Consider the following 22,103-nt stretch of genomic DNA (forward strand, 5'->3'; position numbering starts at 1 on the left):
GCCGGGCCGGGGCCCAGGACGGACACCCGGGTCCGGGCCGGACCCGGGTGGAGGCCCCGGCTCAGGCCATCGCCCGCCGGTCGTCCCAGGGCGCGGCCTGCTCGAGCTGGCGGGCCAGGCGGAGCAGCAGCCCGTCGTCGCCGAGCCGGCCGACCAGCTGCGCGCCGATCGGCAGCCCGTCGGGGGTCTGGTGCAGCGGCACGCTCATCGCCGGGCGACCGGTCAGGTTGGCCAGCTGGGTGTAGGGCACCCAGCCGAGGTTCTCCGAGATCATCTGGTCGACGATCGGGGTGAACCGCAGCAGCCCGCCGCCGCGCGCGGTCAGCAGCGCCTTCTGCACGAGCGCCACCGGCGCCGGCAGGTCGAACGCGCCGATGCGCGGCGGGGGAGTGGCGGTGGTGGGGGTCAGCAGCAGGTCGTGCTCGGCGTGGAACGCCGCCAGGCGGCGTACGTGCTCGTGGCGGCCCTCCACCGCACGGATGAAGTCGGTCGCGCTGGTAGCGCGGCCCAGGGCCGCCATCACCCGCGTGTCGGGCTCGAAGGAGTCCTCGCCCGCCCCGGTGAGCCGCCGCGCCTCGTCGACCGCGACCGCGCAGTGGGCGAACCAGGTGGTGAGGAAGTCCTGGGCCAGCTTGGCGTCGTCGACCGGCATCGCGACCTCGACGACCTCGTGGCCGAGGTCGGTGAGCAGGTCGGCGGCCCGTCGCGCGGCCGCCCGCGCCTCGGGGTGCGCGTCGGGGTTGATCGAGCTGTCGGTGGTCATCCCGATCCGCAGCCGGCCCGGCGCGCGGTCGAGGCCGGCGGCGAACCCGTCGGCCGGCAGCCCGCCGGGGAGGTACGGCGAGACGTCGCTCGGCCCGGCCAGCACGTCGAGCATCGCGGCGGTGTCGCGGACGCTGCGGGAGACCACGCCGTCGGTGCCGGTGCCGCCGAGGGACTCCCCGCGGGCGGGACCGGAGGGGAGGAGCCCGCGGCTGACCTTGAGGCCGAAGAGGCCGCACGCCGAGGCGGGGATGCGGATCGAGCCGCCGCCGTCGCTGGCGGCCGCGCACGGGACGATCCCGGCGGCGACCGCCGCGGCGCTGCCGCCCGAGGAGCCACCGGGGGTGTGCGCGGTGTCCCAGGGGTTGCGGGTCGGTCCGAAGGCGTGCGGCTCGGTGATGCCCTTCGCGCCGAACTCCGGGCTGTTGGTCTTGCCGAAGACCACCAGGCCGGCGTCCAGCCAGCGCTGCACGACCGTGGCCGTCTCGGCGGCCGGGTGGTCCTTCAGCGCGCGGCTGCCGCCGCTGGTCGGCAGCCCGGCGAGGTCCTGGCCGAGGTCCTTGAGCAGGAACGGCACGCCGGCGAACGGCCGGCCGCCGTCGGGCTCGGGGCCGGTCGGCGCCGGCAGCGCGGCCGGGTCGACGTCGCGGACGATGGCGTTGAGGCGCGGGTTCACCTCCGCCGCGCGGGCGCGGGCCGCGGCCAGCAGCTCCTCGGGGGTGGTGTCTCCGGAGCGCACCAGGGCGGCCAGCCCGGTGGCGTCGTGGTCGCGGTAGCTCTGCACGCCGCGAACACTAGCCAGCGCCACCGACGCCATCCCCTAGGCTCGACGCCGTTCGTCCGACTCCCCACCCCCGTCCCAGGAGCAGCCCCGTGGCATCCATCGAAGCTGTCGGCGCCCGCGAGATCCTCGACTCGCGCGGCAACCCCACGGTCGAGGTCGAGGTGCTCCTCGACGACGGCGCGTTCGCACGCGCCGCGGTGCCCAGCGGCGCCTCGACCGGCGCGTTCGAGGCGGTCGAGCTGCGCGACGGCGGCGACCGCTACCTCGGCAAGGGCGTCGAGAAGGCCGTCGAGGCCGTCATCCAGACCATCGGCCCCGCCATCGAGGGCCTCGACGCCGACGACCAGCGCCTGGTCGACCAGGCCATGCTCGACGCCGACGGCACGCCCAACAAGGCGACCCTCGGTGCCAACGCCATCCTCGGTGCCTCGCTCGCCGTGGCCCGCGCGGCCGCGGACTCCGCCGGCCTCCCGCTCTACCGCTACGTCGGCGGGCCCAACGCCCACCTGCTGCCGGTGCCGATGATGAACATCCTCAACGGCGGCGCCCACGCCGACACCAACGTCGACATCCAGGAGTTCATGATCGCGCCGATCGGCGCGCCGACCTTCCGCGAGGCGGTCCGCACCGGCGCGGAGGTCTACCACGCGCTGAAGTCGGTGCTGAAGAAGCGCGGGCTGGCCACCGGCGTCGGCGACGAGGGCGGCTTCGCCCCCGACCTGGAGTCCAACCGCGCCGCCCTCGACCTCATTGCCGAGGCCATCGACGCCGCCGGGCTCACGCTCGGACGCGACGTCGTGCTCGCGCTCGACGTGGCCGCCTCGGAGTTCTGCACCGACGGCTCCTACACCTTCGAGGGCCAGCAGAAGACCGCCGAGCAGATGACGGCCTACTACGCCGACCTGGTCTCCTCCTACCCGATCGTCTCCATCGAGGACCCGCTCGACGAGGACGACTGGGAGGGCTGGAAGGCGATCACCGACCAGCTCGGCACCAAGACCCAGCTCGTCGGCGACGACCTGTTCGTCACCAACGTCGAGCGGCTCCAGCGCGGCATCACCGGTGGCCAGGCCAACGCGCTGCTGGTCAAGGTCAACCAGATCGGCTCGCTCACCGAGACCCTCGACTCCGTCGAGCTGGCCCACCGCAACGGTTACCGCTGCATGATGAGCCACCGCTCCGGCGAGACCGAGGACACCACGATCGCCGACCTGGCCGTCGCCACCAACTGCGGCCAGATCAAGACCGGCGCCCCGGCCCGCTCCGAGCGCGTCGCGAAGTACAACCAGCTGCTGCGCATCGAGGACCAGCTCGGCGACGCCGCCCGGTACGCCGGCCCCGGCGCGTTCCCCCGCTACCAGGGCTGATCGTCAGGCAGGCTTGGCCCCATGGCCGACGACCGACGCGACCCCCGCGGGGCACGACGCCCGCGGGGGCGCACCGGACCGGGTCGGGCGACCCCCGGCGCGGCCCGTGCGGCACGCCTCGCGGCTGGCCGGCCGGCCGACGCACCCGCCCGCCGGCGGCCGCGGCTGACCGGTCGCGCCGCGGTGCTCGTGCTGGTGCTGGCGGTGCTCGCGGTGTCGTACGCCTCCTCCATGCGCGCCTTCCTGCACCAGCGCTCGGAGATCGCCGAGCTCAAGGCGCAGATCGCCGAGCGCAAGGCCGCGATCGACGACCTGGAGCGGGAGAAGAAGCGCTGGCAGGACCCGGCGTTCGTGCAGGCGCAGGCGCGCGCCCGGCTGCGGTACGTCATGCAGGGGGAGACCCCCTTCGTCGTGCTGCGCGACGGTGAGCCGCTGACCACCGGCGCACGGCTCAGCGACCCCGACGACCTGCCCGAGCAGGCGCCGCAGGCATGGTGGGTCGACGCGTGGGAGTCGGTCCAGGTGGCCGGCCACCCGCCCAAGGACGAGCCGCCCCCGGCGGCGGAGATCGACGGAACCACCGAGCAGGACGACGAGGAGACCGAGTGATCGAGCCCCGCGACGAGGCGGCCATCGCCTCGCAGCTGGGACGTGAGCCGCGCGGCATCCACGAGGTCGGGCACCGCTGCCCCTGCGGCAACCCCGACGTCGTGACGACCGAGCCGCGGCTGCCGAACGGGACCCCGTTCCCGACGACGTTCTACCTGACCTGCCCCCGCGCGGCCTCCCGCATCGGCACCCTCGAGGGCTCCGGCCTGATGAAGGAGATGCAGGACCGGCTCGCGACCGACCCCGCGCTCGCGGAGCAGTACGCCGACGCGCACACCCGCTACCTCGAGGCCCGTGACGAGATCGGCCGCCAGGCCGGGCTGGACGTCCCCGAGATCGCCGGCATCTCCGCCGGCGGGATGCCCGACCGGGTCAAGTGCCTGCACGTGCTGGCCGGCCAGGCGCTGGCCCAGGGCCGCGGGGTCAACCCGCTCGGCGACGAGGTGCTCGACGCCCTCGGCGAGTGGTGGTCCTCGGGCCCGTGCGTCGAGCCCTCCGATGACTGAGCGCCCCCGGGCGGTCGAGGAGGGCGCGCAGCGCTCCCGGGCGGTCGAGGAGGGCGCGCAGCGCCCGTCTCGAGACCTCCCGGGCCCCGTCGCCGCGATCGACTGCGGCACCAACTCGATCCGCCTGCTCGTCTGCGAGACGCCGGCCGAGCCGCTGGTCCGCGAGATGCGGGTCGTGCGGCTGGGGGAGGGCATCGACGCCACCGGGCGGATGTCGGACGCGGCACTGGAGCGGACGTTCGCCGCGCTCGACGACTACGCCGCGACCATCCGCGACCACGGCGCCACCCGGGTCCGCCTCTGCGCGACGTCGGCGACCCGCGACGCGGCCAACGCCGAGGTGTTCACCGCCGGCGTCCGCGATCGGCTCGGGGTCGAGCCCGACGTGGTGTCCGGTGCCGAGGAGGCCGCGCTGTCGTTCGCCGGCGCCGTCCGCGGGCTGCGCGACCAGCCCGGCTGGCCGGTGCTCGTCGTCGACCTCGGCGGCGGCTCCACGGAGCTGGTGCTCGGCGGCCCCGACGGCGTCGCTGCGGGCCACTCGATGGACGTCGGCTCGGTGCGCCTCCACGAGCGGCACCTGCACACCGACCCGCCCACCGCCGCGGAGGTCGAGGCCTGCCGCCGCGACGTCGACGCCGCGCTCGACGCGTGCCCGGTCGACCCGGCCGAGGCCGCGACCGTGGTCGGCGTCGCCGGAACGATCACCACGGTCGCTGCCGCGGCGCTCGGCCTCACGGCGTACGACGCCGGCTCGATCAACCAGCAGGTGCTCCCGGTCGCCGACGTCCGCGCCGCGACCGCGCGGCTCGTCGCGATGACCGTGGCCGAGCGGCGGGCGTTGCCGTTCATGCACCCCGGCCGGGCCGACGTGATCGGCGCCGGCGCGATCGTGCTCGAGCAGGTGGTCGCCCGGGCCGGCGTCGACCGGCTGGTCGTCTCGGAGTCCGACATCCTCGACGGCATCGCCTGGTCGCTGCTCGACTGAGCGCGGGATCCGCCGGGACTGAGCGCCCCCCTGCTGGTCCGCGAGCGGCTGTGGCTGGAGTGACGCCTGGGGTCGCTCCCCGGCCATTTCTCCCGCTCCGCGGCCGATGCGATGGCCGGGAAGCGTGAGCATCCCAAGTTGACTTGGGATGCTCCGCACCCCCTCGAACCCGTTTCGCGGCCGGCGCGACCGGCAACCGGACGAGCACGGGCCGCCGACGACCTCGGTGGCCAGACCGCCACTCCAAGGAGCATCCCGTGAAGAAGCTCATCCTCCTCGCCGGCATCGGCATCGGCTACGTCCTCGGCTCCAAGGCCGGCCGCGAGCGCTACGAGCAGATCCGCACCGGCGCCAAGAAGGTCGCGGAGAACCCCACCGTCCAGTCGGCCGCCGCCAAGGCGACCGAGCAGGCCGCCGCGGCCGCCGAGACCGCGAAGGACAAGGCGACCGAGGCCGCCTCGGCGGTGGCCGACAAGGCCCGGCGCGAGGCGTCGATCCAGCCCGCGCCCTGAGCGACAACCCGAGCGACACCCCGAGCGACGCCCTGACCGCGGACCCCGGCGGGCTGCTGCCGCACCCCGCCACCGGCCGGCTGTTCCCCTCGCCGGTGCCGCCCGGCACCGGCTGGCCGGGGGACCCGGCCGACGCGACCACGCCGGTGGCGACGACACCGGCCGCCGTCCGTCGCCTCGCGCGCGACGCCGGCCTCCATGACGTGGGGGCCGGCGTCAGCGTGTGCCGGGCCTGCCCGCGCCTGGTCACCTGGCGCGAGGACGTCGCTCACACCAAGCGGCGCTCGTTCGCCGGCGAGCCCTACTGGGGCCGCCCCATCCCGGGCTTCGGCGCCGAGCACCCGCGGATCCTCGTCGTCGGCCTGGCGCCGGCCGCCAACGGCGCCAACCGCACCGGCCGCGTCTTCACCGGCGACCGCTCGGGGGACTGGCTCTTCGCGAGCCTGCACCGGGTCGGGCTGGCCACGCAGGGCACCAGCGTCCACGCCGACGACGGGCTCGAGCTCGTCGACACCCGGTTGGTCGCCACCGTCCGCTGCGCCCCGCCGGCGAACAAGCCGACGCCGGAGGAGCGCGACACCTGCGCCCCGTGGCTGGACCGCGAGGTGGCGCTCGTCGCCGACTCGGTGCGGGTCGTCGTGGCGCTCGGGTCGTTCGGCTGGGACGCCGCGCTGCGCACCTACCGCCGCGCCGGGCACGTCGTGCCCGTGCCGAAGCCGCGGTTCGGCCACGGCGCCGAGGCGCACCTCGCGCACCAGGACGGGCCCGGCGTGACCCTGCTCGGGTGCTACCACCCCAGCCAGCAGAACACCTTCACCGGCACCCTCACCGAGCCGATGCTGGATCAGGTGCTCGGCCGCGCGGCGGCCCTTGCGAGAATGCCCGGGTGAGCACCCCCGCACCTCTCCACGCCGTCACCGTCCTGGGCCACGACCGCCCCGGCATCATCGCCGAGACCACCGGTCGCCTCGCCGACCTCGGGCTCAACCTCGAGGACTCGACGATGACCCTGCTGCGGGGCCACTTCGCGATGATGCTGCTGTGCGCCGGCGACGCCGAGGCGTCGGCCATCGAGGCCGCCCTCCAGCCGCTGACCGCCGACGGCACGCTCACCGTCACCGTCCGCGACGTCCCGCAGGAGGACGCGGGCGCCCCCGCCGGCACCTCGTGGGTGCTGACCGTCCACGGCGGCGACCGCCCCGGGATCGTCTCCTCCGTCGTCGCGCGCGTGGCCGAGGTCGGCGGCAACATCACCGACCTGACCACCCGCCTGGCCGGCGAGCTCTACCTGCTCGTCGCCGAGATCGACCTGCCCGCCGGTGCCGACGTCCCCGCGCTCGAGGCCGCCGTCACCGCGGCCGCCGCCGACCTCGGTGTCGGTGCGTCCCTGCGCGCCGTGGAGGCCGACGAGCTGTGACGGTCAACGACCACGTCCTCGGCTGGTCGGAGAGCGACCTCGGCGTCGAGGGGCGGGTGCTCGACGTCGTCCGCGCCCCGGCGACGGTGCTGTCCACCCGCGGCGCCGACGTCGACCCGACCGACCCGGCCACCGTACAGCTGGCCGCCGACCTCGTCGCGACCATGCGGGTCAGCCCCGGCTGCGTCGGCCTCGCCGCCAACCAGGTCGGCGTCTCGGCCCGGGTGTTCTGCGTCGACGTCTCCGAGCACCCCAAGACCCGCGACCACCACGGCACCTTCGTGCTGTGCAACGCCGAGGTCGTGGAGTCCAGCCGCAACGAGAAGGCCCGCGAGGGCTGCATGAGCGTCCCCGACCTCACCGGTGACGTGAAGCGCGCCTCCCGCGTCGTCGTCCGCGGTCTGCTGCCGGGCACGGGCGAGGAGGTCACGCTGACCGCCAACGCGTTCGAGGCCCGCGCGCTGCAGCACGAGATCGACCACACCGACGGTCTGCTCTTCCTCGACCGGGTCGCGGGAGCGCACGCGATCCACCCGCGCAAGACTTACCTGTGACCGACACGGCCCCCGTGTCCCAACTGGCAGAGGAAGCCGCCTTAAAAGCGGCGAGGTGCGGGTTCGAGTCCCGCCGGGGGCACCCGACCGGCCCGGCAGCGCCGACGGCTTGACCTCAGGCCGACCTGAAGCGGCAGGCTGGTCGGCATGAGCGAGCACAGCCATCCCGAGCACACCCGCGAGCAGGACGCCGCCGCGGCCGTCACCGACGGCAGCATGTGGACCGCCGGCTTCTGGGACGAGCGGTACGCCGCCACCGACGCGGTCTGGTCCGGCAACCCCAACCAGCGGCTCGTCGAGCAGGTCACCGGCCTCGCGCCCGGCTCCGCCCTCGACGTCGGCTGCGGCGAGGGCGCCGACGCCGTGTGGCTGGCCCGCCAGGGCTGGCGCGCCACCGGCGTCGACGTCTCCCAGGTCGCCCTCGACCGCGCGGCGGGCCACGCCGCCGAGGCCGGCGTCGAGGTCGAGTGGCGCCTCGTGGACGTCATCGCCGGCGAGGCGTTCCCGGCGACGTACGACCTGGTCAGCGCGCACTTCCTGCACCCGCCCGCCGACCTGCTCGGCGACGTCGTCCGCCGCCTGGGCGACGCCGTCGCGCCCGGCGGCACCCTGCTGCACGTGGCCCACGACCCGCGCGACTCCCACGCGCTGCACCGCGACCCCGAGCTCACCCGCCTGATGCCGACCCTCGAGCAGGTCGTCGCCCTGCTCGACCCGGCCGTCTGGGACGTGCGGGTGGCCGAGGTCCAGGCGCGCACCCAGCTGCACCAGGGCGAGGAGAAGACGCTGCACGACACCGTCGTCCGCGCGGTGAAGGTTTCCTGAGAAACCGCCCGTGTCGGGAACGCCCGGCCGCCGCCCGGCGTTGACGATGCACAGGCCCCACTAGGGTGGGCCCACCAGACACACGGCCTCCAAGGAGAGACCACATGCAGAGCAACAACCCGGTGTTCCGTCGCTCGGAGGAGTTCAACCGCGGCGGCGCGAACGCCTACGGCAACCAGACGTACGCCGGGAACGGTGCCGGCTACGGCTCCGACCCGTCCACCTGGGGCACCGGCACGCCCGGCGCGCCCACCACCCCGCAGGCCACCGGCGGCCCGATGACGATCGACTCGGTCGTCCAGAAGACCGCCATCACGCTCGGCACGGTCATCGTCGCGGCGTTCGCCACCTGGGTGCTCACCCCGGACATCAGCACCGACGCCGACCTGGCCCCGCTGACCAGCGCGGTCATGATCGGCGCGCTCGGTGCCTTCGTGCTGTCGATGGTCAACTCCTTCAAGCGCGTGATCAGCCCGGCCCTGGTGCTGGCCTTCGCGGTGCTCGAGGGTGTCGCGCTCGGTGGCCTGAGCAAGATGTTCGACGCGCAGTTCGGCGACGGCATCGTCACGCAGGCCGTGATCGGCACGTTCGCGGCGTTCGCGGGCACGCTCGCGGCGTACAAGTTCTTCAACATCCAGGTCGGCCAGAAGTTCCGCACGTTCGTCGTCGCGGCCGTCTTCGGCATGATCGCGCTGAGCCTGATGGAGGTCGTGCTCGGCCTGTTCGGCAACGCGCTCGGCTTCTACGGCTTCGGCGCCATGGGCCTGCTGTTCTCCGTCGCCGGCCTCGTGCTCGGTGTGTTCATGCTGATCCTCGACTTCGACTTCGTCGAGCAGGGTGTCCGCAACGCGATCCCCGAGCGCGAGTCGTGGCGTGCGGCGTTCGCGATGACCGTCAGCCTGGTCTGGATCTACACCAACCTGCTGCGTCTGCTGGCGATCTTCAGCCAGGACTGACCCACGGGTCTCCGACCCCCGCAACGGTCGGCGCACCAAGCGGACGGCCCCGGACCTCTCGGTCCGGGGCCGTCCGTGGGTCTGCGGGCAGGCGGCACGGGGCAGGCGTCGCGGGGTCAGGCGTCGGCCGGTGCCGACCGGGGCTCCTCGGCCTCGTCGGCCTCCTCCGGGGCGGTGCCGTCGGTGGCGGGCTGGCGGCGGCGGTGCCGCAGCTCGACCCACAGGCCGCGGACGCCGCGGCGGTTGCCGGCGACCTCCGTGCCGCCGAGCTCGGTGCCCGGCGTGTTGACGGCCTGCAGCGCCGCCGCGGTGATCGGCAGGACGCCCTCGCCGCGGTAGGGCTCGACCTCGACCTCGTCGACCGCGAGCAGGTCGAGCGCGGCCAGCGTCGAGGGGAGCAGCACCGAGGCCAGCGACCGGTAGCCCTGCGCGGAGGGGTGGAACTGGTCGGGCCCGAACAGCAGCGCGGGCGCCGCGGCGAACTCCGGCCCGAGGATCGAGGCCAGCGACACGGTGCGCCCGCCCTCCTCGACGACCGCGATGGTCTGCCCGGCCGCGAGCCGGCGCGACCAGGCCCGGGCCACCTGCTTGAGCGGGGGAGCGATCGGCTTGATCGTGCCGAGGTCGGGGCAGGTGCCGACCAGCACCGCGACGCCGGCCTCGCGCAGGCGGCGTACGCCCTCGGCGAGGTCGCGCACCGAGTGCGCGGGCAGCACGGTGTGGGTGACGTCGTTGGCGCCGATGAGGATGACCGCCGCGTCGGGCTCGATCGGCAGCGCGCGGGAGATCTGCTCGTCGAGGTCGGAGGACTTGGCGCCGACGACCGCGAAGCTGCGCAGGTAGACGCGGCGGTCCGCCCGCTCGGCCACGCCGCTGGCCAGCAGCGCGCCGGGCGTCTCCTCGACCCGCTCGACGCCGTAGCCGGCGGCGCTGGAGTCACCGAGCAGCGCGACCTTGATCGCCGGGCCCGGCCGGCCGCGGCCGTACCACCCCGTCGCGTCCGGCGGCGGCTCCTCGCGCGGGTTGCCGATGGTCTTGCGCGCGAGCTTCGCCTCGACGCGCATCACCCCGTAGAGCGCACCGCCGAGCGCCGTCAGGCCGCCCCCGCCGAAGGCCGCGGCGCCGGCGAGCTTGCGTGCTGCAGCTGCTTTCCCCACGGCCGCACTCTACGGACGGCGCCCGGAGGGGGTGCGCCGGGTTTCGACCGGGGGTGCCGGGCGGGCCTAGCCTGGGCCGGTGCAGTACGTGAACTCGCTCCTGGACCTCATCGGCAACACCCCGCTGCTGCGCCTGCGGCGCTCGCTGGACGACCTCAACGGCGCCGAGGGGCCGCTGGTCCTGGCGAAGGTGGAGTACCTCAACCCCGGCGGCTCGGTGAAGGACCGCATCGCCGAGCGGATGATCGACGCCGCGGAGGCCTCCGGCGAGCTGCAGCCCGGCGGGACGATCGTCGAGCCGACCTCCGGCAACACCGGCGTCGGCCTCGCGATGGTCGCGCAGGAGCGTGGCTACAAGTGCGTCTTCGTCTGCCCGGACAAGGTCAGCGAGGACAAGCGCAACGTGCTGCGTGCGTACGGCGCCGAGGTGGTCGTCTGCCCGACGGCCGTCGACCCCGACCACCCGGACTCCTACTACAACGTCTCCGACCGGCTCTCCAGCCAGCCGGGCGCCTGGAAGCCGAACCAGTACGCCAACCCGAACAACCCCCGCTCCCACTACGAGACCACCGGTCCGGAGATCTGGGCGCAGACCGAGGGCCGGATCACCCACTTCGTGACCGGCATGGGCACCGGTGGCACGATCAGCGGCGTCGGTCGCTACCTCAAGGAGCAGGCCGCGAAGACCGGGGGCGAGATCCAGGTCGTCGGCGCCGACCCGTCGGGCTCGGTCTACTCCGGCGGCACCGGCCGCCCCTACCTCGTCGAGGGCGTCGGCGAGGACTTCTGGCCCGACACCTACGACCGCAACGTCGCCGACCGGGTCATCGAGGTCTCCGACGCCGACTCGTTCGCGTTCACCCGCCGCCTGGCCCGCGAGGAGGCGCTGCTGGTCGGCGGCTCGGCCGGCATGGCGGCGTACGCCGCCAAGCAGCTCGCCGAGGAGCTCGCCGCCGAGGGCCGCACCGACGCGGTGATCGTGGTGCTGCTGCCCGACTCCGGTCGCGGCTACCTCGGCAAGATCTTCAACGACCAGTGGCTCTCGCAGTACGGCTTCGGCGCCGGCCAGGCCACCCAGACCGTCGGCGAGGTGCTGCGCGGCAAGGACGGCACCCTGCCCGACCTGGTGCACACCCACCCCGCCGAGACGATCGCCGAGGCCGTGCAGATCCTCGAGGAGTACGGCGTGTCCCAGATGCCCGTGGTCCGCGCCGAGCCGCCGCTGGTCGCCGCCGAGGTCGCGGGGTCGGTCTCGACCCGCACGCTGCTCGACGCGCTCTTCACCGGCCACGCGAAGCTCACCGACCCGGTCGAGCAGCACATGTCGCCGGCGTTCCCGACGATCGGCGCCAACGCCGACGCCCATGACGCGGTCGCGCTGCTCGAGGGCGCCGACGCACTGCTGGTGCAGGAGGAGGGCAAGCCGGTCGGCGTCGTCACGCGGCAGGACCTGCTGAGCTTCCTCGCGGGCGCCTGAGCCCGGGCCCCCTGGGACGGTCGCTGCGACCGCGCCTCCGCGACGCTAGGATGAGAACACGTTCTAGTTTCGGAGGCCGGATGTCAGTGACCGCCACGCCCGCGATCGACGGGTGGTTCACCACCGGGCCGGAGCCGGCCCTGGTCGGCTCCCGGTGCGCGACGTGCACGACCGTCTACTTCCCCCCGGCGGGCGGCTTCTGCCGCAACCCCGCCTGCTCGGGCGAGGAGTTCGAGCGGGTCGAGCTGTCGCGACGGGGGACCGTCTGGTCCTACACCGATGCGCAGTACCAGCCGCCGGCGCCGTACGTCCCCGCCGCCGACCCCTACGTCCCCTTCGCGCTGGCGGCGGTGTCGCTGCCCGAGGGGCTGACCGTGCTCGGCCAGGTCGCCGAGGGCTACGGCGTGGGCGACCTGCGCGTGGGCGCCGAGGTCGAGCTGGTCGTGGAGACGCTCTACACCGACGAGACCGGGGAGCGCTCCATCTGGCGCTGGAAGCCCGTCGTCGAGATGGGCGAGGAGGCCGACCAGTGAGCGCTCGTGAGGTGGCCGTCCTCGGCGTCGGCATGCACCCGTGGGGCAAGTGGGGCAAGCCGTTCGTGGAGTACGGCGTGCACGCCGCCCGCGCCGCGCTCGCCGACGCCGGCGTCGCCTGGACCGACGTCGACCTGGTCGTCGGCGGCGAGACGGTCCGCAACGGCTACGGCGGCTACGTGGCGGGCGCGACCTTCGCGCAGGCGCTCGGCTGGAACGGCGCCCGCGTCGCCACGTCGTACGCCGCGTGCGCCACCGGCGCCCAGGCGATCGACACCGCGCGGGCACGCATCCTGGCCGGCCTGTCCGAGGTCGCACTGGTCGTCGGCGCGGACACCACGCCCAAGGGCTTCCTCGCCCCGAACGCCGGCGAGCGCTGGGACGACCCCGACTGGCTGCGCTTCCGCCTCCTCGGGATGACCAACCCGGCCTACTTCGCGCTCTACGCCCGCCGCCGCATGGACCTCTACGGCGCCACCAGCGAGGACTTCGCGCAGGTGAAGGTCAAGAACGCCAAGCACGGCCTGGCCAACCCCTACGCGCGCTACCGCAAGGAGGTCTCGGTCGCCGACGTGCTCGGCTCGGCGGTCGTCTCCGACCCGCTGCACCTGCTCGACATCTGCGCGACCTCCGACGGCGCGGCCGCGGTCCTCGTGACCAGCACGGAGTACGCCGCTCGTCACGGGCTCGCCGACAGCGTGCGGATCGCCGGCATCTCGACGGTCACCCCGACGTTCCCGAACACGGTCATGGACATGCCGAACCTCTCCACCGACTCCTCCCTCGCGACCGGGGAGCCCGAGCGCACGTTCAAGGCCTCCATCGGCCACGCGGCGTACGAGGAGGCCGGGGTGGGTCCCGCCGACGTCGACGTCGCCGAGGTCTACGACCTCTCGACCGCGCTCGAGCTGGACTGGATCGAGGACCTCGCGCTCTGCGGCGCCGGCGAGGCCGAGAAGCTGCTCCGCGCCGGCGAGACCACCATCGGCGGCCGCATCCCGGTCAACCCCTCCGGCGGCCTGGCCTGCTTCGGCGAGGCCGTCCCCGCCCAGGCCCTCGCCCAGGTCTGCGAGCTCACCTGGCAGCTGCGCGGCCAGGCCGAGGGCCGCCAGGTCGAGGGCGCCCGCGTCGGCATCACCGCCAACCAGGGCCTCTTCGGCCACGGGTCGTCGGTCGTCCTGGTGCGCTGACCGCGCCGAAGTACTGGTCGAAGTCCATCCCGCGCCGTGGCGCTACGCGGCAGCTCCGCCGCCGGACCCGACTTCCACCAGTACTTCGGCGAGAGCGACCGCCCGGAGCAGGACGGCGCGGACCTCCTCGGGGTGGAACATCACGTCCTCGTAGGTGAACCGCAGCACGATCCAGCCCGCCACGACCATCCGGTTGTACCGCCGAGCGTCCGAGGCCAGGGCGGACCGGCTCCCGTGCCAGGCGAACGAGTCGGCCTCGCACACGATGCGCAGCCGTTCGTCGGCGAGGTCCGCGCGGGCCCGGAAGCCGCCGTCGGTGATCGTGACCTGGGGACGGACCTCGAGACCGGGCACCTCCAGGCAGATCGCGCGCAGGACCGACTCGAACGGGTTCGCCGCCAGCTCCGTCGCGAGGTCGGCGATCCGGCGGACGCGCGGCGCACCGGGGCCACGAGCCTCCTCGGCGACCTCCTCCAGGAGCCGGTGGCAGCCGGACTCACGCAGGGCTGAGTCCGCGACGGCCAGCGCCTCGTCCACGGGCAGCGCCCGGAGGCAGTGGCGCAAGGTCACCGCCGGGGACGTCACTCCATCGACAACGTCGCCCGGCGCGAGGTCGGCGTAGTGCACGTGCGCGAGAGCGCGCCGTCGTCCGACCTTGCGGCCGCGAGGGACGACGACGTGGGGCCGGTCGGGGAGGGTCTTGACGCCCCAGCCGTGCTGCAGCGCCGCGTTGGTGTGCGAGACGACGCCACCGAGGTGGGCCGCGACCCGGACCGCATCGTCCGCACCGGGCAGGGCGTAGAGGCCGCGGCCGACGCGCACGACGGAGCCCCCGGCCACCGAGGCCTCGAGCGAGCCGCGATCGACGACCGCCAGCAGGACACCGCGGCGGGCGACCCCGCCGAGGTCCGCGAGCAGCTCGACGACGTCCGGCACGCGGTCGAGCCTGCCTCAGGTCGGGACCGTTCGCCGCTCGCTCTCCACAGGCCCGGGCAGCGTCATCAGCAGCAGGTCGGCCTCGTCGGCGGGCAGCCAGTCGGGGCGGAGCCGGCCGACCTCGACCCAACCGCGGTGGCGGTAGACCTCGACGGCGGTGGAGTGGCGCGGGACGACGTCGAGCACCGGCACGCGGCCGTGCTCGCGCATCCAGGCGACCGCGGTGTCGAGGAGCCGGCCGCCGACGCCGGCGCCGCGGAGGGCCGGGTCGACGAAGAGGACGGACACCGAGGCCAGGTGGCCGGCGACCGGGAAGTCGTGCGGGTCGGGCACCGAGCAGGCGGCGACGTGGCCGACGACGCGGCCGCCCACCTCCGCGACCCAGGAGGCCTCCTCCGAGGACCGCACGATGAACTGCTCGACCGGGAACGGCAGGGGCCAACGCATCGGGTAGGGCGACCCCGCCCGCTGGGCGGCCAGCACCTCCACCAGCGCCGGCACGTCCTCGGGCCGCCGAGGCCGGACGATCACCGGTCCTTGCCCAAGCCCTCGCCCAGGCCCCCGCCCATGTCACCGTCGAGGTAGACCCATCGCCCGCCACGCTGCTCGAAGCGGGACCGCTCCGACTGCTCGCCGGGGCCGGCGGGGGAGTCGTAGGACGCCACGAACTCGACCCAGTCCTCGCCGGAGCCGACGACCCGCAGGCCGGTCCAGGTCCGCGAGGCGTCGAGCTCGAGGTCGTCGGGGCGGGTGCGAGGGTGCCAGGTGCGCCAGAGGTACGCCGCGTCGCCGACCGCGAACGCGGCGTACCGCGAGCGCATCAGCTCCTCGGCGGTCGCGGCCTGCGCGGCACCGCGGTGCAGGCGGCCGCAGCAGGCGTCGTACGCCTCGCCGGATCCGCAGGGGCAGGTCGGGCGCAGCGACGGGGCGGTCACGGGGCGACCGTACTGCGGAGCCGGTCGCCCGGGTTGGCGTGCTGAGTAGCGTGATCTCGTGACTTCCGCTCCTGCGATCTCCACGGTCGGCGAGCTCCGCGCAGCCGGCCACGTCAGCAAGCCGGTGCGCGTCGAGATCCGCGACAACCTGCTGGCCGCGCTCCGCGAGGGACGTGACCCGTGGCCCGGCCTGCACGGCTTCGAGGACACCGTCGTGCCGCAGCTGGAGCGGGCGCTCATCGCCGGCCACGACGTCGTCCTGCTGGGCGAGCGCGGCCAGGGCAAGACCCGCCTGCTGCGCACGATGGTCGGCCTCCTCGACGAGTGGACGCCGGTGATCGCCGGCTCCGAGCTCGGTGAGCACCCCTACGAGCCGGTCACCCACGTCTCCCGCCGCCGCGCCGCCGAGCTCGGCGACGAGCTGCCGGTGGAGTGGCGCCACCGCGACGAGCGGTACGCCGAGAAGCTGGCCACCCCCGACACGAGCGTCGCGGACCTCATCGGCGACGTCGACCCGATGAAGGTCGCGGAGGGCCGCAGCCTCGGCGATCCGGAGACGATCCACTTCGGGCTGATCCCGCGCAGCCACCGCGGCATCGTGGCGATCAACGAGCTGCCGGACCTGGCCGAGCGGATCCAGGTCGCGATGCTCAACGTGATGGAAGAGCGCGACATCCAGATCCGCGGCTACGTGCTGCGGCTGCCGCTGGACGTGCTCGTCGTGGCCAGCGCCAACCCCGAGGACTACACCAACCGCGGCCGGATCATCACCCCGCTCAAGGACCGCTTCGGCGCCGAGATCCGCACCCACTACCCGACGGCGCTCGAGGACGAGGTCGCGGTCATCCGGCAGGAGGCCGACCTGGTCGCCGAGGTGCCGGACCACCTCGTCGAGATCCTGGCCCGCTTCACCCGCAACCTGCGCGAGTCCACCGCTGTCGACCAGCGCTCGGGCGTCTCGGCCCGCTTCGCGATCGCCGGCGCCGAGACGATCGCCGCGGCCGCGATCCACCGGGCGACCAGCCAGGGCGAGGACGAGGCGGTGGCGCGGGTCGTCGACCTGGAGACCGCGGTCGAGGTGCTCGGCGGCAAGGTCGAGTTCGAGTCCGGCGAGGAGGGCCGCGAGGCCGAGGTGCTCACCCACCTGCTGCGCACCGCGACCGCCGAGACCGTCCGCACCCACCTGCGCGGCCTGGACATGAGCCTCCTGGTCGACGCGATCGAGGCCGGTGCGATGGTCACCACCGGCGAGCGGGTCACCGCCCGCGACTTCCTCACCGGCCTGCCGGTGCTGGGGGAGTCGGAGCTGTACGACGACATCTGCGACCGCCTCGGCGCCACCAACGATGGCCAGCGGGCCGGCGCGATCGAGCTCGCCCTCGAGGGGCTCTACCTGGCGCGCAAGGTCGGCAAGGACTCCGACGGGGCCGAGACGGTCTACGGCTGATGAAGGACCGCACCCGGTTCCGCCGCTACGAGGGGGGCGACCCCCTCGCCCCGCCGGTCGACCTGGCCGAGGCGCTGGACGCCATCGGTGAGGACGTCATGGCCGGCTACTCCCCGGAGCGGGCGATGCAGGAGTTCCTGCGCCGCGGGGGCAAGGACCAGCGCGGGCTCGACGACCTCGCGCGCCGGGTGGCCGAGCGGCGCCGCGAGCTGCTGCAGCGGCACAACCTCGACGGGACGCTCCAGGAGGTCAAGGAGCTGCTCGACCGGGCGGTGCTGGAGGAGCGCAAGCAGCTGGCCCGCGACGCGATGATGGACGACGCGGACCGCGCGTTCCGCGAGATGCAGCTGGAGAACCTCCCCACCAGCCCCGCGGCCGCGGTGAGCGAGCTGTCGTCGTACGACTGGCAGAGCCGGCAGGCCCGCGAGGACTACGAGAAGATCAAGGACCTGCTCGGGCGCGAGATGCTCGAGCAGCGCTTCGCCGGCATGAAGCAGGCGCTGGAGGGCGCCACCGACGAAGACCGCGCCCGGGTCAACGAGATGCTGCAGGACCTCAACCAGCTGCTGGACGCGCACCGGCGGGGCGAGGACACCGAGGAGCAGTTCGAGCAGTTCATGGACAAGCACGGGGACTTCTTCCCCGAGGGCCCGTCGAACGTCGACGAGCTCCTCGACTCCCTGGCCCAGCGCGCGGCCGCGGCGCAGCGGATGCGCAACTCGATGACCCAGGAGCAGCGCGACGAGCTCGACGCCCTGGCCGCGCAGGCGTTCGGCAGCCCCGAGCTGATGGACTCCCTGTCCCAGCTCGACGGCAACCTCCAGGCGCTGCGCCCCGGCGAGGACTGGGGCGGCTCGGAGCGGATGGACGGCCAGGAGGGGCTCGGGCTCGGCGACGGCACCGGCGTCTTCCAGGACCTCGCCGACCTCGACCAGCTCTCCGACCAGCTCTCGCAGTCGTACGGCGGCGCGCGGATGGACGACCTCGACCTGGACGCGCTGTCGCGCCAGCTCGGTGACCAGGCGGCCGTCGACGCCCGCACGCTGCAGCAGCTGGAGAAGGCGCTGCGCGACTCCGGCACCCTCAAGCGCGACTCCTCGGGGCAGCTCAAGCTGACGCCGAAGGCGATGCGCCAGCTCGGCAAGGCGCTGCTGCGCGACGTGGCCCAGCGGCTCTCGGGCCGGCAGGGGCAGCGCGACATGGACAAGGCCGGTGCCGCCGGCGAACGTTCCGGGGCGACCCGTGAGTGGGCCTTCGGCGACACCGAGCCGTGGGACGTCACCCGCACCGTGCTCAACGGCGTGCTGCGCCGGGCCGGCGACCCGTCGGGTCCGCTGGTGGAGATCGACGACGTCGAGGTGCAGGAGACCGAGGCGCGCACGCAGGCCGCCGTCGCGCTGCTCGTCGACACGTCGTTCTCGATGGCGATGGACGGGCGCTGGGTGCCGATGAAGCGCACCGCGCTGGCGCTGCACACGCTCATCCGCTCGCGCTTCCGCGGCGACCACCTGCAGCTGATCGGCTTCGGCCGGCACGCGGAGGTGATGGAGATCGAGCAGCTCACCGCGCTCGACGCGATGTGGGACAAGGGCACCAACCTGCACCACGCGCTGCTGCTCGCCAACCGCCACTTCCGCAAGCACCCCAACGCCCAGCCGGTGCTGCTGATCGTCACCGACGGCGAGCCGACCTCCCACCTCGAGCCCGACGGGGAGGTGTGGTTCAGCTACCCACCGCACCCGCTGACGGTGGCGTACGCCGTCCGCGAGCTCGACAACGCCCGCCGGCTCGGCGCGCAGACGACGTTCTTCCGGCTCGGCGAGGACCCGGGGCTGGCCCGCTTCATCGACTCGATGGCCCGCCGGGTCGACGGTCGCGTGGTCGCGCCCGAGCTCGACGACCTCGGTGCGGCCGTCGTCGGCTCCTACCTCGGCTCGCGGCGCGGGTCCGGCGGCCCGGGCGGCGCCGGCGGTGGCGACCTCGGCGGGTGGTTCGGCAGCCGGGGTTTCTGGGTCGGCTGAGCCCGGCGACCGAGGGATTCATCGCGCGACCCTGACCCGCTCCCAGTTCGCGCACGGGCGTGTCGAGGTGGCCCCCACCCCGGCGCAGCGCGGCGCCTCGGGCGGCTGCTCGAGCTCGTCGGTGCGCAGGTCGCGCACGAGCAGGTGCCGGGCGAGGGTCCAGCGGTCGAGCGAGGTGCAGTCGCAGGCGGAGACCCGCTTCTCCAGACCGGTCGCGGTCGGCGACCTCAGCTCGCGGAACAGCTCCACCCACCGCAGCGTGTGGTCGCACCCCTCGGTCGCGACCTGGCGGGTGGTGAAGCAGATCAGGCACTCGGCACGCACGTCGCGATCCTGGCTCCGACCACCGACGGTGCGGGCACCCCGGCGGGACATACCGGGGGAGTCCTGCACATATCGGGGGAGATCTGCCCCGATATGTGCAGGGGTCACCGGTTAACCGGTGACTCCTGCAGCCCGCCGCCCCACCCGTGCAGGTACGCCGCCAGCTCCTCGACCCCGTCGACGAGCCGGGTCCCGGGGCGCGCCCAGGAGGCGTTGGCGTCGACGGCCAGCACCCGGGCCCCGGGCGGCACCAGCCCCTGCGCGAGGAGCGCGTCGGCCTGGGCCTGCGCGCCGTCGCGGTCGAAGCCGCAGGGCGCGACGACGTACACCTCGGGGTCCGCCGCGTGCACGGCCTCCCAGGTCACGCGGGTCGACGGGGCGCCGGCCGTGCCGAGGACGCACTCGCCGCCGGCGGCCTCGACCATCTCGGGGATCCAGTGCCCGGGGGCGTAGGGCGGGTCGGTCCACTCGAGCACGGCGACCCGCGGCCGGGGCCGGCCGGCGACGCGGGCGCGGACCGCGTCGAGGCGGGCGCGGGTGGACGCGACGAGCGCCTCGGCGGCCTCGGTGCGGTCGGTCGCGGCGCCGAGCCGCAGCACGGCGTCGTCGACCTCGGCCAGCGTGTGCGGGTCGAGGGTCAGCACGTCGGCGGTGCAGCCGAGGTGGGCCAGCGCGTCGTCGACCACGGAGACGTCGACGGCGCAGACCGCGCAGAGGTCCTGGGTGACGACCAGGTCGGCGTCGAGGCCGGCCAGCGCGCCGGCGTCGAGGCGGTAGAGGTCCTCGCCGGCGGCGACCGCGGCGGCGACGTATGCGTCGATCTCCGGCGGGGTGAGCCCCTCGGGCATCGCCGAGGTCGACACGATCGTGCGGCTGCGGGCCTCGGCGGGGTGGTCGCACTCGAAGGTCACCCCGACGACGTCGTGACCGGCGCCGATGGCGAAGAGGACCTCGGTGTGGGCCGGCAGGAGGGAGACGATGCGCACCTGCGCCAGACTAGGTCGGAGGTCGAGGTCACACCCGAATTGGGGCGTGACGGCTACCACAGGGTAACTTTCCGCCTCGAGGGTTCGAGGGAGAGGTACGGAGACGACGTGCGTGTGATCGTGGGACGAGTTCTGCTGGGGCTGGGTGCCTTCCTGCTGGTGGCCGGGATCCTGGGCGTTGCCTGGGCACCCGGGGCGGTGAAGAAGACGCCGGTCGAGGTGGACCAGAAGACCGACCTGACCGGGACCGCGCAGCGGCTCAACACCTCCACCGGGGAGACCCGTGAGCTCGAGGTGAAGTACACGAGCATCACCAAGTCCGACACCGAGGCGTCGGACGACGACACCGTCTACTTCAAGCAGGCCACGTGCCTGGTCGAGGTCGACGGGGAGACGCCCGACTGCGTCGAGGACGACGACCCGCGGCTCCTCTCGGCCGGCGAGGAGACCTTCTCGACCGACCGCACGACGGCGCTGGCCGTCGACGGCTCGAAGCTGCCCGACGACGTCGACCCCTACGAGGGCCTCGTCAACAAGTGGCCCTTCGACGCCGAGGAGAAGGACTACGAGGTCTACGACAACGTCATCGACGAGCCGGTGACCGCGTCCTTCGAGGGCACCGAGGAGATCAACGGCCTCGACGTCAACATCTACGTGACCGAGACCCAGGAAGCGCCGATCGACCTGGGCAGCGACATCGACGGCCTCTACTCCGACCGCAAGGAGTACGCCGTCGACCCGGTCACCGGCGCGATCATCCGCCAGGTCGTCGACCAGCAGCGCTACCTCGCCGACGGCACCCTCGTGCTGGACGTGCAGATGCAGTACACCGACGAGGAGGTCGACGACAACGTCATCGACGCCAAGGACAACATCGCCAGCGTCGAGCTGCTCACCAAGACGGTCCCGCTGGTCGGCTTCATCGGCGGTGCGCTGTGCCTGCTCGCCGGCGTCGCGCTGGTCCTGACCGGCCGCCGCACCCGGACGACCAAGGCCGCCCACAGCAGCTGACCGGTCGACGGCTAGCGTCCTCCCGGTGGAGGACCCGACGCTGACCGTGCTGGCCCTCCTGGGGCTGGCCGCACTGACCGCCGGGTTCGTCGACGCCGTCGTGGGCGGCGGCGGGCTCATCCAGCTGCCTGCGCTGCTGGTGGGCCTGCCGGCCGCCTCGCCGGTCGAGATCCTGGCGACCAACAAGCTGGCGTCGATCTGCGGCACGACGGTCAGCTCGGCGACCTACTACCGCCGCGTCCGCCCCGATCCGCGCACCTTCCTGCCGCTCATGGGGCTGGCGCTGCTCGGCTCGTTCGGCGGCGCGTTCGTCGCCTCGCAGGTGCCGCGCGAGGCCTTCGAGCCGATCGTGCTGGTGGTGCTGGTCGCGGTCGGCGCCTACGTCCTGCTGAAGCCGTCGCTCGGCGACGCCACCGCCCTGCGCTACAGCGGCGGCCGTCACCTCGGCCTGGCGATGCTCGTCGGGGTCGCGATCGGCTTCTACGACGGCGCGCTCGGCCCCGGCACCGGCAGCTTCTTCGTCTTCGCCCTGGTCGGGTTGCTCGGCTACGGCTTCCTCGAGGCCTCCGCCAAGGCCCGGATGGCCAACTGGGCCACCAACCTCGGCGCGCTGCTGCTGTTCGTCCCGCAGGGGGCGGTGCTGTGGAAGACCGGCCTGGTCATGGGCGCCTGCAACCTGCTCGGGGGGTACGTCGGCGCCCGCACCGCCGTGGCCCGCGGCTCGGGCTTCGTCCGGGTCTTCTTCGTGCTGGTCGTGGCGGCCTTCGTCGTCCGCATCGGCGGCGAGGTCCTCGGGCTGTGGTCCTGAG

The 22,103-nt window shown here is 74.0% G+C and carries 24 protein-coding genes and 1 tRNA gene; 18 read left to right on the forward strand and 7 right to left on the reverse strand.

What is annotated here, in order from left to right; translation table 11 throughout:
- Positions 1–61: 61 nt before the first annotated feature.
- On the reverse strand, positions 62–1,546 hold the full coding sequence (locus tag QWY29_RS01925) for an amidase (RefSeq protein WP_300958966.1): 1,485 nt from the start codon (positions 1,544–1,546) through the stop codon (positions 62–64).
- An 89-nt stretch (positions 1,547–1,635) separates the two neighbouring features.
- On the opposite strand from QWY29_RS01925, the gene eno reads away from it, so the two are divergent.
- The 11 genes from eno to QWY29_RS01980 all read left to right on the forward strand — a co-directional run bounded on the left by eno (position 1,636) and on the right by QWY29_RS01980 (position 9,277).
- Entirely contained in the window at positions 1,636–2,913 is a 1,278-nt protein-coding gene (gene eno, locus QWY29_RS01930) for a phosphopyruvate hydratase (protein ID WP_300958967.1), read from the forward strand.
- Positions 2,914–2,934: 21 nt separating this feature from the next.
- On the forward strand, positions 2,935–3,522 hold the full coding sequence (locus QWY29_RS01935; protein ID WP_300958968.1) for an FtsB family cell division protein: 588 nt from the start codon (positions 2,935–2,937) through the stop codon (positions 3,520–3,522).
- Positions 3,519–4,028 carry a DUF501 domain-containing protein gene (locus QWY29_RS01940; RefSeq protein ID WP_300958969.1) on the forward strand — a complete coding sequence of 170 codons (510 nt, stop codon included), beginning with the start codon at positions 3,519–3,521 and terminating at the stop codon, positions 4,026–4,028. Before QWY29_RS01935 ends, QWY29_RS01940 begins: the two co-directional genes overlap by 4 nt.
- Positions 4,021–5,013, forward strand: coding sequence for a Ppx/GppA phosphatase family protein (locus tag QWY29_RS01945; protein WP_300958970.1), 993 nt, complete (start codon positions 4,021–4,023; stop codon positions 5,011–5,013). Before QWY29_RS01940 ends, QWY29_RS01945 begins: the two co-directional genes overlap by 8 nt.
- Positions 5,014–5,270: 257 nt before the next feature.
- Positions 5,271–5,525 (forward strand): hypothetical protein, encoded by a 255-nt coding sequence (locus tag QWY29_RS01950; RefSeq protein WP_300958971.1) that lies wholly within the window; start codon positions 5,271–5,273, stop codon positions 5,523–5,525.
- Between the two features lie 95 nt (positions 5,526–5,620).
- On the forward strand, positions 5,621–6,415 hold the full coding sequence (locus QWY29_RS01955) for a uracil-DNA glycosylase (protein WP_300958972.1): 795 nt from the start codon (positions 5,621–5,623) through the stop codon (positions 6,413–6,415).
- The gene (locus tag QWY29_RS01960) at positions 6,412–6,942 is read left to right on the forward strand and encodes a glycine cleavage system transcriptional repressor (RefSeq protein ID WP_300958973.1); all 531 of its coding nucleotides are present in this window, start codon (positions 6,412–6,414) and stop codon (positions 6,940–6,942) included. Before QWY29_RS01955 ends, QWY29_RS01960 begins: the two co-directional genes overlap by 4 nt.
- Positions 6,939–7,496, forward strand: a complete 558-nt coding sequence (gene def, locus QWY29_RS01965; RefSeq protein WP_300958974.1) for a peptide deformylase — start codon at positions 6,939–6,941, stop codon at positions 7,494–7,496. The genes QWY29_RS01960 and def overlap by 4 nt, the downstream gene beginning before the upstream one ends.
- An 8-nt stretch (positions 7,497–7,504) precedes the next feature.
- Positions 7,505–7,578: transfer RNA gene (locus QWY29_RS01970), tRNA-Leu, on the forward strand.
- A 65-nt stretch (positions 7,579–7,643) separates the two neighbouring features.
- Positions 7,644–8,321, forward strand: a complete 678-nt coding sequence (locus QWY29_RS01975; RefSeq protein ID WP_300958975.1) for a class I SAM-dependent methyltransferase — start codon at positions 7,644–7,646, stop codon at positions 8,319–8,321.
- A 104-nt stretch (positions 8,322–8,425) separates the two neighbouring features.
- Positions 8,426–9,277: a Bax inhibitor-1/YccA family protein gene (locus QWY29_RS01980; protein ID WP_300958976.1), complete on the forward strand. Its 852-nt coding sequence runs from the start codon at positions 8,426–8,428 to the stop codon at positions 9,275–9,277.
- A 116-nt stretch (positions 9,278–9,393) separates the two neighbouring features.
- On the opposite strand, the gene QWY29_RS01985 is transcribed toward QWY29_RS01980, so the two are convergent.
- Positions 9,394–10,434, reverse strand: coding sequence for an SGNH/GDSL hydrolase family protein (locus QWY29_RS01985; protein WP_300958977.1), 1,041 nt, complete (start codon positions 10,432–10,434; stop codon positions 9,394–9,396).
- Between the two features lie 79 nt (positions 10,435–10,513).
- Between QWY29_RS01985 and QWY29_RS01990 the strand changes: the two genes are divergently transcribed.
- The 3 genes from QWY29_RS01990 (at position 10,514) to QWY29_RS02000 (ending at position 13,634) form a co-directional block, all read left to right on the forward strand.
- Positions 10,514–11,911, forward strand: a complete 1,398-nt coding sequence (locus tag QWY29_RS01990; protein WP_300958978.1) for a cystathionine beta-synthase — start codon at positions 10,514–10,516, stop codon at positions 11,909–11,911.
- 80 nt (positions 11,912–11,991) lie between these two features.
- A complete protein-coding gene (locus tag QWY29_RS01995; RefSeq protein WP_300958979.1) occupies positions 11,992–12,444 on the forward strand; it encodes a Zn-ribbon domain-containing OB-fold protein in 453 nt (150 codons plus the stop codon).
- Positions 12,441–13,634, forward strand: coding sequence for a lipid-transfer protein (locus tag QWY29_RS02000; protein ID WP_300958980.1), 1,194 nt, complete (start codon positions 12,441–12,443; stop codon positions 13,632–13,634). The genes QWY29_RS01995 and QWY29_RS02000 overlap by 4 nt, the downstream gene beginning before the upstream one ends.
- 42 nt (positions 13,635–13,676) lie before the next feature.
- On the opposite strand, the gene QWY29_RS02005 is transcribed toward QWY29_RS02000, so the two are convergent.
- From QWY29_RS02005 to QWY29_RS02015, 3 genes are read right to left on the reverse strand one after another with little or no spacing between them, the layout of a single operon-like run.
- The gene (locus QWY29_RS02005) at positions 13,677–14,570 is read right to left on the reverse strand and encodes a DUF559 domain-containing protein (RefSeq protein WP_300958981.1); all 894 of its coding nucleotides are present in this window, start codon (positions 14,568–14,570) and stop codon (positions 13,677–13,679) included.
- Between the two features lie 15 nt (positions 14,571–14,585).
- Positions 14,586–15,101, reverse strand: coding sequence for a GNAT family N-acetyltransferase (locus tag QWY29_RS02010; protein WP_300958982.1), 516 nt, complete (start codon positions 15,099–15,101; stop codon positions 14,586–14,588).
- A complete protein-coding gene (locus QWY29_RS02015) occupies positions 15,098–15,505 on the reverse strand; it encodes a YchJ family protein (RefSeq protein WP_300958983.1) in 408 nt (135 codons plus the stop codon). Before QWY29_RS02015 ends, QWY29_RS02010 begins: the two co-directional genes overlap by 4 nt.
- A gap of 58 nt (positions 15,506–15,563) precedes the next feature.
- Here QWY29_RS02015 and QWY29_RS02020 point away from each other — a divergent pair, with 58 nt between their 5' ends.
- Entirely contained in the window at positions 15,564–16,952 is a 1,389-nt protein-coding gene (locus tag QWY29_RS02020) for a magnesium chelatase ATPase subunit I (RefSeq protein ID WP_300958984.1), read from the forward strand.
- Positions 16,952–18,973 (forward strand): vWA domain-containing protein, encoded by a 2,022-nt coding sequence (locus QWY29_RS02025; protein ID WP_300958985.1) that lies wholly within the window; start codon positions 16,952–16,954, stop codon positions 18,971–18,973. Before QWY29_RS02020 ends, QWY29_RS02025 begins: the two co-directional genes overlap by 1 nt.
- An 18-nt stretch (positions 18,974–18,991) precedes the next feature.
- Here the strand turns inward: QWY29_RS02025 and QWY29_RS02030 are convergent, their stop codons facing one another.
- Both QWY29_RS02030 and QWY29_RS02035 read right to left on the reverse strand, forming a co-directional pair.
- Positions 18,992–19,297 carry a DUF2695 domain-containing protein gene (locus tag QWY29_RS02030; RefSeq protein WP_300958986.1) on the reverse strand — a complete coding sequence of 102 codons (306 nt, stop codon included), beginning with the start codon at positions 19,295–19,297 and terminating at the stop codon, positions 18,992–18,994.
- 104 nt (positions 19,298–19,401) lie between these two features.
- Complete coding sequence (locus QWY29_RS02035) at positions 19,402–20,283, reverse strand: ABC transporter substrate-binding protein (RefSeq protein ID WP_300958987.1); 882 nt, start codon at positions 20,281–20,283, stop codon at positions 19,402–19,404.
- 108 nt (positions 20,284–20,391) lie between these two features.
- Here QWY29_RS02035 and QWY29_RS02040 point away from each other — a divergent pair, with 108 nt between their 5' ends.
- Together QWY29_RS02040 and QWY29_RS02045 are read left to right on the forward strand one after the other, a co-directional pair.
- Positions 20,392–21,294 (forward strand): PorA family protein, encoded by a 903-nt coding sequence (locus tag QWY29_RS02040; protein ID WP_300958988.1) that lies wholly within the window; start codon positions 20,392–20,394, stop codon positions 21,292–21,294.
- Positions 21,295–21,319: 25 nt separating this feature from the next.
- The gene (locus tag QWY29_RS02045; RefSeq protein ID WP_300958989.1) at positions 21,320–22,102 is read left to right on the forward strand and encodes a TSUP family transporter; all 783 of its coding nucleotides are present in this window, start codon (positions 21,320–21,322) and stop codon (positions 22,100–22,102) included.
- Position 22,103 lies beyond the last annotated feature (1 nt).

The sequence above is a fragment of the Nocardioides abyssi genome (assembly GCF_030412915.1).
Lineage (GTDB): Bacteria > Actinomycetota > Actinomycetes > Propionibacteriales > Nocardioidaceae > Nocardioides > Nocardioides abyssi.